Source organism: Sulfurimonas sp. (assembly GCF_032250635.1).
Lineage (GTDB): Bacteria > Campylobacterota > Campylobacteria > Campylobacterales > Sulfurimonadaceae > Sulfurimonas.
Window position 1 is genome coordinate 1 of record NZ_JAVVFL010000093.1, and the last position, 8,527, is coordinate 8,527.

Consider the following 8,527-nt stretch of genomic DNA (forward strand, 5'->3'; position numbering starts at 1 on the left):
TTTGTAAACTCTTCTTGCATTACAGTTTGAACTTGTTCCATTATTTATTCTCCTTATCTTAGATCTTTAGTGTATCTTTTAGCTTCTGTATAGCTTCAACTTTTTTGGCTTTTGGCATTTTTTGAAGATTGAGTATTTTCCATTTTACAGATGGAAGTTCTTTTATGTTCTCAAAAGGAAGCAAACTCCAGTCAGGATTTCCCTCTTTAAAACCTATCAAAAAATCACGGTGATTTTGAGTAAGTTTAGAACGAATTGTGCTAATTAGCTCAACTCTGGTTGCTTCTAAAACTTCCAAAGACATTGGCTCTATCGGCATCCCTACAAACTGTTCAGCATAGATCCTCTCGATGTCTATCAAGTTTGGTTGCAGTAGTTTTGATATAGGTTGATTACTGCTTATCAAGTACACTATAAACACATCCATAAGGGTATCGCTGACTCCCTCATTGTCAAGTAATCCCCGTACATCAAAAAAGTCTCTAGGGTGTTGTCTATCAAGTGCTGCACAAAGTTTTCCAGCGTACAAATCGTCCAAGTGAACTACGCTAGTCTCTGCAAAACCAAACTCCTCTTCCACTCTTGCCGATACACTTAGCACACTCGGTTCTCTTACTGTTCCTCTAGTAACGGGTGATGCTTCTATTTTGATACGGACACCGTTTTTTTCAACTTGAAGTTTAGAGAGTATTCCATCTCCTTGTTGATCTAGCCTATATACTTTTGCACCTCGTATTGAAGACTCAATAGAGCGAGCTATTCTTTCAAACGACTCGGCAATATTTTGAAGGCTTGTTTGTCGATCTTCTACTGGAAGATACATAAGGTCTATATCTACGGAGAGTCGTGGCAGATCTCTTACAAACATATTGATAGCCGTTCCGCCTTTGAGAGCAAAGCACTCCTCTTTTGAAACAAAAGGCAATACTTCCAAAAGCAGCTGCACTTGTTTATAATAAATAGAATTTTTATCTAGCATGGTACTCCTTTGGTACTGTTATTAAAAACTCGTTGTCAAAGACACCGTTTTTTACGATCTGCATTCTGCCAGTTCCGAGTTCTAAACCATCTTTTTTTATATGCTTTGCCCAAGGGTGGTTAAAGTAGCTTGTCAAAAAAAGAAAAAGGCGTTTCACTCTTATGTTTTCACACATAGTTAAAAGTTCATTGACTAAAGATGGGCGAAGTGTTGTTAAGCTCTCAAATATCTCTGCTGCAAATTCAAAGCTAAGTCCATCGGGTTTTACTTGATAAAGAAGCTCCATGGTAGCTCTCTCAGGAGATGAGACTACCATTTCCCAATCTTTTATATTTGATGGTATACTTTTCAGACCTATTGTCTTAAAATAGGGCTTTTTCATCACATAAAACTCTTGTTCAAGTTTTATATTTTTAAACCATGCTGGAAGTTTTTGAGTGCCGTACAGATATATTGTTTGTGAGTTGTTCAATGGCAGATAATGAGCATAACCTTGAAGATTAAGAGATGTTACACCACCTATGTGAAATGGCTGATTGCTAAGTTTTTGCAGTCCTAAAACAGCTCCCTGCCAAGATGGGTTTACATCGCCTCTTATATATGAGCCTCTTGAGGTTTTTTTGAGCCAACCGCTTTTAGTGTACTGATAAAGTAGCTGCATAGAATAGCCCTGCTCTGCAAGCCAAGAAGCTGGAGCGACTACCCCCTCTGGTAACATTTGATATAGTTGTTTTATTTTTATATCATTTTGTAAATTCATAATTTATATTTTAGCTATTTTCGAAAACAAAAGCAAGAGGTTAGTTTTAAATTTATATCTTTTTGTAAAATATTAGTTTATAAAAGTAGTAATTTTAGAAACAAAGAGGAAAAGTTTATTTATTTTTTATAAAAAGTACTAAGGGAAGGAAATACAATCTCTAAAGCCGACATAAATACCTCCTAAAAAAATTCTCTCAAAGAGTCTCTAAATGGTTTGTAGTATGTTGCAAGTAGTGCAGCCACAATCATCATCAAAATAACAAACGACGCATCATGCTCTCCACGAAGTAACGCAAAAATAAACAGTGCAATTAAAAGCAATAAAAACGGCATCTTTTATCCATCAAGCGAAGTAATTTGATACTCCTTATTTTATCATTCTTTATTCTATCAAAACTTTTCTAAAGCATTTTTATAAACAAGTGAATCATTTTGATGCTGTAATGTAAACTCTTGATCAGTATTATTTGGATTTTTACAAAAGAGCTTATCATTATCTGTAAAAGTGTAATGAGACATGATATAGCACCCTTGACCTTGTTTTCTTTTCTCTAAACACTCCAATTGGCTCTCATTCATTGAGTTCGCTCTTTGGATTAAATATTCATCGATATTCATTGGCTTATTTTTTGTGATTTGATTTTTCACTAAAAAAATTCCACCGTTGTGAGTGCAATATTTGTATGCTCCACTTGCTTTCTCATATTTCCAAGGAGTTGTATTATTTTCTAAAGCTAAAACTTCTTTAATGCTCTTATCTTTTGCATAGTTGCTGTATTTACTGCCATTTTGCCAAGTTTTTTGATTATTGCTTTGAGGTTTTTTATGATTGATTAAAAAATATCTTGAATAGGTTTGCATATATCCGCCATCTATCATGTAATCTCTTTTCAAATCAACATTATCAACCATATACTCTATCTCAAAATTGTCTTGTGAATTAGTGCATTTTAAAAAGCCATCAAATTTTCCAAATCCTTGTTTTTGCATATCGTTTTTGTAAGCAATATAATCAAAGCTAAATGCCGTTGGTAAATTTTCAATTGCTGTTATAGAACCATCTCCGTAGATTAGATTGCCGCCTTTTGCACTACAGTAAGTTTTTGCATCATCTAGTACCTTTAAAACATCTGTAGCATCTGCTGTTGAAGTTGGTTCGTTAAACACTCTTAACTCAAGTAGAGTTTTATGTGCTGTTGTTGCGATAAGATCATAGTTGCCGCTCTCATTCGATCTTTTTTTAAAAATATAGTCTCTAAAGCTATCTAATTTATCTATATTTGCAACTTGTGGAGTTTGTGAGGTCACACATCCAGAGAACATAAATGTTGCTAAAATCGCCAGTAAAGAACTTTTTAATCTCATTTATTATTTTCCTTTTCCATTACTAAATAAGCTTCATCTTTAATTTCAAAAGTTCCTTTATATCTCCATCCCTCTGCATACATGTCTTGAATTGTTGTGTAAGATTTTTCTTCGCATATAACTTTACTGTTTGCATAGCCTATACCATTTTTAAATTGACATAGTGTTACCTCTGTAGCACTTGCAATCCCAACTAATACTAAAAAAGCTGAAAATATTTTTCTCATTACCATCTTCCTCCAGTAGTGTCATACATTGCCCAAAAATTTGCTTGTCTGTGATAGTAAGCATTTGCATTACCTTTCTTATCTGGCTTGAACCAAGCAAATATAAATGGCATCCATACAACAAACTCTGCAAAAGCATTGTCACTTACACTGTGTATAAACGCTAGCATAGAGCTATAATCTGCGATAATCCAGTAACCTGCCAAAATAACCAGTGATATTACCAATAAAGTTAAATAGCTAACAATCAGTCTTGCTAGCACATGTGCGAAATACTCTGCCATGTTTTGCTCCTGAAATATTATTTTTACATTAAATAATAACTCAAATAAACTTACTAAACACTTATAAGTGTTTGTTAGATTTTGGCCATATAGCTATCATCTTTGAAAACTTATAGGTGTTTATTATTGGAAGAAAATATAGATAAATTTTTAGATGAAATTGTTCTAAAAGTAAAAGAGGAAAGAGTAAAAAGAAATATTAGCCAATTGGCTCTTGCTCAAATTTTAGGACATAAATCTCCAAACTATATTGCAAAAATTGAAACTAGAAAACATGATGTAAGTTACAACCTCTCTCACCTATATAAAATAGCTTATGAATTTGGTATTGAAGTAGCTGATCTTATTCCCCACATACAAGACTCCCAAAAATAATTCTGTCCGTCACTATTCACTGTCGTTCATATATAGGCTGATTTCATCCCCTGAAAGGGACAAATAATTTGAATTAATATATTACTTGATTTTGTCCCCTACGAGAAAATCGTTACAAAAACACCTCTTAAAAGCACCTATTTTAAGGGATTTACACAAAGTATTCAAAAAAAATCCTTACTCAATTTAGCAAAATTTGATGAAAATTTGTCCCTTGTGAAAAAATCGTTACTCAAACAGGCTCTTTAAATCACTTATTTATGGGCTTATTTAAAGTTTGTTAAAAATTTTCCTTACAAAACATATCATATTTTTAAAAAAACTTTTTACAGTATTTTTTATGTAAATTTAAATATATTCTTCTTGTTCTTTAGTCAATATTTTGACTAGCTTTTCAAACCATTCTAGGTCTTCATTCGTGGTATTAAACTTATCAATTATCTGTCCATAAGCAAAAGCATCCGCTATATTTAGTTCTGGATACTTTTTTTGAAGTTCATACACCCTATCATTTTTTCTGCAACGATTTAGCCGCTTTTTGAACTTGTCGTTATATCTTTCAAAATAACGAGTACTAGAATACTTTAATTTTTTCTTTCCCTCATTACCATTTGGCTTTATGATTGTTGTCATAAATTTCAATAACATGTTTCTTGAAACTGAATACCCTCTATAGAGATGTTCATAATAGGCTTTTTTGAGCCAAGTTTCAACTCGTTTCTCATTTCCACTTTTACTGTTTTGAGCTTTTATACCATCGATTTCATCCATTTTATAAATGATTTTTCTTAGCTCATCATCGCCTTGTGTAATATCCCATATTATTCCAGTAACAGCATTAATTGGCTTATCTTTTATGATGTATGGTCGCTTGAAATTTTCATCGGTTAACTTGTCGTAGAGATGCTGAAATGCATCAACTGAATATTTATGTATGTCAAGCAGAGAACCACTACTTTTCATTTTTACCTTCCTCCTATATGGTTTTTTATAAATACATCGATATCTTTAATTTTTACCTTTAAAATAGACCTATCCTCTAGCTTTAGCGTATAAAAATTATGTGAGGACTCTACACTGCAAACAAGCTTATTGAAATCCTTATATGTAATTTTTTTACCCACAAGGCTGTTCAATTTCTTATCTTGTAAAAAATCCTTATAATTTTCAACGGATTTTGCATGATTATTTAAAAGATTAGCAAAAATCTTTTTTTTCCATATCCTTTCACTCTTGAGTGGCTTAAGACCATCTTTTTTAAGCCATGCTATAAACTCATCAAAATCTTCATACATTTGTTTCATCTTCTTCCTCTTCTTTATGAGTTATTGTTATTATTATTTATATATGTGTCTAATTTTTAGACTAAAAAATCTAAAATCTAGATTTTGGAATATACTTTTTAGACACTTATCTAATTTTTAGACTCGCCCACAATCGTATTATTTACAAAATCGCTCCACCATAATTTCGTTGTTCGCAAAAAACCGCTTGTGAGATCCTTTTCTACCAAGCCTCTATCTATCAGTTTTTGTACACTGTTATATGCTGTCGCTCGTGAAAAATCAAACATCTTGCCAAGCGTTTCAATTTTCCCGTAATACCAACCTCTAAACTCACTCTCTGGATTATTACTGAGATTATAGATGGCATTGGCAATACAATAATCATTGTTACTGAGTCCATGTTTAATCCGATATTTGTGTATTATCGTCGTGTACAACACATCAAACTTTTCCCTTTGTTTCATCGAAATTTCTCAGTATGTTTTGATTGTTTTTGTTAAAAAGTCGGCGACATCTAAAAGATTAAATACAACTTTTGCATTTTTAGCCTTGCCAAGCTTTTTGTAGTTTGGCAACCCTGTACCTTTAGCGATGTAGAGATCTAATGTTGAGCTGCTTATACCTAGCTCACTTGCCATCTCAACTTTCGATATTACAGCTCTTTTATATTTTTTTAACAGATACTCATAGAGTCTCTCTTTTTGTAAATCTTCATCATTTTGCATAACTTTTCTCCTTTTTGTTTAACATGAGAAAAGTATAGAAAATGAGCTACAAAATAGCAAAAGTCTAAAGAAGGAAATAGCAGGAATTAGGCGTATTTAGCGATATTAATAATTCAAAATTTAGTGGATTTAGAAGTAGTTTAGAAACAAATAAACGCGATTAGAGACAATTTTTTATTGAAATGAGCAAATCTGAATACATTACTAAAAGTGTTACTATTAGTAATGTATTCATACAGATTATGAAGTTGATTTTGTGTTAGAGTAAAATGCTCGCGAATTATTTAAACTTAAAACCCCAATTTTAAAATACTATCTCGTCCTGTATCTGGAGCTAGTTTTGCATATCTCAATGTCATTCTTATATCTTTATGATTAAGCAATTTTTGAATTGTAAATATCGGAGTACCGTTAATTGCCAAATGTGAAGCGAATGTATGTCGCAAAGTATGTATAACGACTTTATGTTTTGAATCAATATCCTCATTATTAAAAAGCTTATCAAGAATAGTTCTAGCTTTTAATTTTATTTGGTCATATAAGTTTGCTTCATTCTCTTTCAAAACTGCCGTATCGATTTTAAGCTTTTGCACTCTATTTTTTAAAAGTTCTTCCAGCTCATCACTACCTAAAAATGCTGTATATTTTTCATTGTTTTTCTCATCCAATACACTTATGGTCTTTGCTTCAAAATTTATGTCTCTTGGTGTAATCTTGCAAATAGCTCCAACTCTAGCTCCTGTAGTTAAAGCAAGCAGTGTAAATATATGCAACTGCTCATCCGTTTTAGCATAATCAAGTAAAATAGAAATCTCTTCCTTGCTCAGATACCTTTCTCTGACATTATCAACTTTTAAAGATCTGAGTTTTTTTAAAGGATTTTGGACAATGATATTTTTATCTATAGCATAGTTAAAAATAACACTCAACTCTCCTAAAATAGTATTGACAGTTTTTGGAGCGAACTCTTTTAATTTTAGTGCTTGCAGTTTTTGCGTATCTTCTACAGTGATACTTTTTATATCTTTTTTACCCAATATAGGAGACACATGCATCTCATACTTTCTTTTTGAGAGTTTGTTGTTGCGGTTGTGATTCTCTTTTAGTTGATAATGTTCTAATGCTACACTATCAAGTGAGACTATATCTTTTTTCTTTCTCTTTAGAACAGCTGGTGGTTCTTCTCCAAGTTTTATTTTATTTATAAACTCATTTCTTTTGTTGTAAGCATATATCTCTGTAATGCCGCTCGATTTTTTGCCTACAGTGAACCAAGTTTTTTTATTTTCTGCATCTTTGTAATTGATGGAGTATGTTATATCTCCATCTGTTAATTTGTTGAGATAGACACCTGCATATTTTTTACTTTTTACCCTTGCCAAATTGTTACCCTATTGCTACCCAAAATTTAAAAATCTATGCAAAAGTATAGCAAACTTGATATAATAAAAACAAGGTTTAAATCCCTAGAATATGGGACTTTAAGAGACAATAGACAACTTTAAGAAACTTAAGTAATTCTTTTAAATAGAGTTCGAATCTCTGAGGGTCCACCACCTATCTTACACAAACCCCTTAAACACGATACTTTCAGACATTTTTCATAATTGATTCTTATATCAATAACTTTATTCTTTCTATTCACTTTTTCAATATTTTTTTACTTTTAGAACAATTTTAGTCGCAGTTTAGTCTCTATAAAAATGTAATTATTCGATGGGAACGCTGTTTAAGATTGTGGGTAACTTGCCGGTCTTGTTTGTCAGGTTATGATAATTTTGGTCGTAGATTTGACGTGATAAAAATGGATAATTTTACGAGCATTGAACTTATTTTTAGATTTGACGGAATAATTTTGCAATAATGATATTTACAGATATTTTTAAAATTGGCGTTTTCAATGGGTAATATGGGTATAGTTTTTATCAAATCATCCACTCACAAACCGAGTAGATGATTTTTTGGCAACTTACTCACCTATTGCAGTCTATAACGCTTCCTGCGGATTCTCAGAAGTTTTAGCATTGTTCTTTAAAAATTTCTCTCTCTCCATTATCTCTGTTAGCTCTGTAATACAATAATTTATATAGTAAACTGTAAAAAATGCCGTATAAAATGAATTCATACTATAATTAATTCTACATTCATTTAGTGCATAGTCTAACGTTGATTTTTTTATTTTAAATGCCCACATAAGATACAATATCCAAGATACCAAAGACAACAAGCCTGCAATTATTGTGAGTACAGGAATTTCTGTTGATCCAAGACTTCCTCCAAGTCCTACACATATTGCCAAATATAAAATAAATTTTTTATCTGATTTCTCAGATTTAAATAAATTTTCTATTATTTCTTGATTTTTAGCCAACCATAAAATTGGATAAATCCCAGCTGTTGCCATTGTTAACAATACAAAATTTAATGTTTTTGTATTTATTTTTTCCTTTAATTCTAAAACTGTCATTGTTTTCCTTCGTATAATATATTTATCAACCAAATAGTTAAAATATGGTTGTGTGTT

The 8,527-nt window shown here is 31.7% G+C and carries 13 protein-coding genes; 1 reads left to right on the forward strand and 12 read right to left on the reverse strand.

The features are described from left to right. Positions 1–58 precede the first annotated feature (58 nt). From RQ763_RS06775 to RQ763_RS06800, 6 genes are all read right to left on the reverse strand, one after another. Positions 59–979, reverse strand: a complete 921-nt coding sequence (locus RQ763_RS06775) for a nucleotidyl transferase AbiEii/AbiGii toxin family protein (protein WP_314151932.1) — start codon at positions 977–979, stop codon at positions 59–61. Further along, positions 969–1,739 (reverse strand): type IV toxin-antitoxin system AbiEi family antitoxin domain-containing protein, encoded by a 771-nt coding sequence (locus RQ763_RS06780; protein WP_314151934.1) that lies wholly within the window; start codon positions 1,737–1,739, stop codon positions 969–971. The genes RQ763_RS06775 and RQ763_RS06780 overlap by 11 nt, the downstream gene beginning before the upstream one ends. A gap of 182 nt (positions 1,740–1,921) precedes the next feature. Continuing rightward, positions 1,922–2,074, reverse strand: coding sequence for a hypothetical protein (locus RQ763_RS06785; RefSeq protein WP_299855629.1), 153 nt, complete (start codon positions 2,072–2,074; stop codon positions 1,922–1,924). A 57-nt stretch (positions 2,075–2,131) separates the two neighbouring features. Continuing rightward, on the reverse strand, positions 2,132–3,106 hold the full coding sequence (locus RQ763_RS06790) for a hypothetical protein (RefSeq protein WP_314151936.1): 975 nt from the start codon (positions 3,104–3,106) through the stop codon (positions 2,132–2,134). Beyond that, entirely contained in the window at positions 3,103–3,333 is a 231-nt protein-coding gene (locus RQ763_RS06795; RefSeq protein ID WP_314151937.1) for a hypothetical protein, read from the reverse strand. The genes RQ763_RS06790 and RQ763_RS06795 overlap by 4 nt, the downstream gene beginning before the upstream one ends. Then, the gene (locus tag RQ763_RS06800) at positions 3,333–3,617 is read right to left on the reverse strand and encodes a hypothetical protein (protein ID WP_314151938.1); all 285 of its coding nucleotides are present in this window, start codon (positions 3,615–3,617) and stop codon (positions 3,333–3,335) included. Before RQ763_RS06800 ends, RQ763_RS06795 begins: the two co-directional genes overlap by 1 nt. A 126-nt stretch (positions 3,618–3,743) precedes the next feature. Here RQ763_RS06800 and RQ763_RS06805 point away from each other — a divergent pair, with 126 nt between their 5' ends. Beyond that, on the forward strand, positions 3,744–3,992 hold the full coding sequence (locus RQ763_RS06805) for a helix-turn-helix transcriptional regulator (protein WP_314151939.1): 249 nt from the start codon (positions 3,744–3,746) through the stop codon (positions 3,990–3,992). Positions 3,993–4,340: 348 nt separating this feature from the next. On the opposite strand, the gene RQ763_RS06810 is transcribed toward RQ763_RS06805, so the two are convergent. The 6 genes from RQ763_RS06810 to RQ763_RS06835 all read right to left on the reverse strand — a co-directional run. Further along, positions 4,341–4,955, reverse strand: coding sequence for a hypothetical protein (locus RQ763_RS06810; protein WP_314151940.1), 615 nt, complete (start codon positions 4,953–4,955; stop codon positions 4,341–4,343). A gap of 2 nt (positions 4,956–4,957) precedes the next feature. Then, on the reverse strand, positions 4,958–5,296 hold the full coding sequence (locus RQ763_RS06815) for a hypothetical protein (RefSeq protein WP_314151942.1): 339 nt from the start codon (positions 5,294–5,296) through the stop codon (positions 4,958–4,960). A gap of 110 nt (positions 5,297–5,406) precedes the next feature. Continuing rightward, positions 5,407–5,715: a hypothetical protein gene (locus RQ763_RS06820; RefSeq protein ID WP_314151943.1), complete on the reverse strand. Its 309-nt coding sequence runs from the start codon at positions 5,713–5,715 to the stop codon at positions 5,407–5,409. Positions 5,716–5,751: 36 nt separating this feature from the next. Further along, a complete protein-coding gene (locus RQ763_RS06825; RefSeq protein WP_314151944.1) occupies positions 5,752–6,003 on the reverse strand; it encodes a hypothetical protein in 252 nt (83 codons plus the stop codon). 290 nt (positions 6,004–6,293) lie between these two features. Beyond that, positions 6,294–7,385, reverse strand: coding sequence for a site-specific integrase (locus tag RQ763_RS06830; RefSeq protein ID WP_314151945.1), 1,092 nt, complete (start codon positions 7,383–7,385; stop codon positions 6,294–6,296). A gap of 605 nt (positions 7,386–7,990) precedes the next feature. Continuing rightward, a partial coding sequence (locus RQ763_RS06835) for a DUF4234 domain-containing protein (RefSeq protein WP_314151946.1) occupies positions 7,991–8,527 on the reverse strand: 537 nt, incomplete at its 5' end.

Excerpts from the sequence above, each read along its gene's own strand:
- RQ763_RS06775 (WP_314151932.1), bottom strand. The coding sequence starts at position 979 with ATGCTAGATAAAAATTCTATTTATTATAAACAAGTGCAGCTGCTTTTG.
- RQ763_RS06780 (WP_314151934.1), bottom strand. The coding sequence starts at position 1,739 with ATGAATTTACAAAATGATATAAAAATAAAACAACTATATCAAATGTTA.
- RQ763_RS06785 (WP_299855629.1), bottom strand. The coding sequence starts at position 2,074 with ATGCCGTTTTTATTGCTTTTAATTGCACTGTTTATTTTTGCGTTACTT.
- RQ763_RS06790 (WP_314151936.1), bottom strand. The coding sequence starts at position 3,106 with ATGAGATTAAAAAGTTCTTTACTGGCGATTTTAGCAACATTTATGTTC.
- RQ763_RS06795 (WP_314151937.1), bottom strand. The coding sequence starts at position 3,333 with ATGAGAAAAATATTTTCAGCTTTTTTAGTATTAGTTGGGATTGCAAGT.
- RQ763_RS06800 (WP_314151938.1), bottom strand. The coding sequence starts at position 3,617 with ATGGCAGAGTATTTCGCACATGTGCTAGCAAGACTGATTGTTAGCTAT.
- RQ763_RS06810 (WP_314151940.1), bottom strand. The coding sequence starts at position 4,955 with ATGAAAAGTAGTGGTTCTCTGCTTGACATACATAAATATTCAGTTGAT.
- RQ763_RS06815 (WP_314151942.1), bottom strand. The coding sequence starts at position 5,296 with ATGAAACAAATGTATGAAGATTTTGATGAGTTTATAGCATGGCTTAAA.
- RQ763_RS06825 (WP_314151944.1), bottom strand. The coding sequence starts at position 6,003 with ATGCAAAATGATGAAGATTTACAAAAAGAGAGACTCTATGAGTATCTG.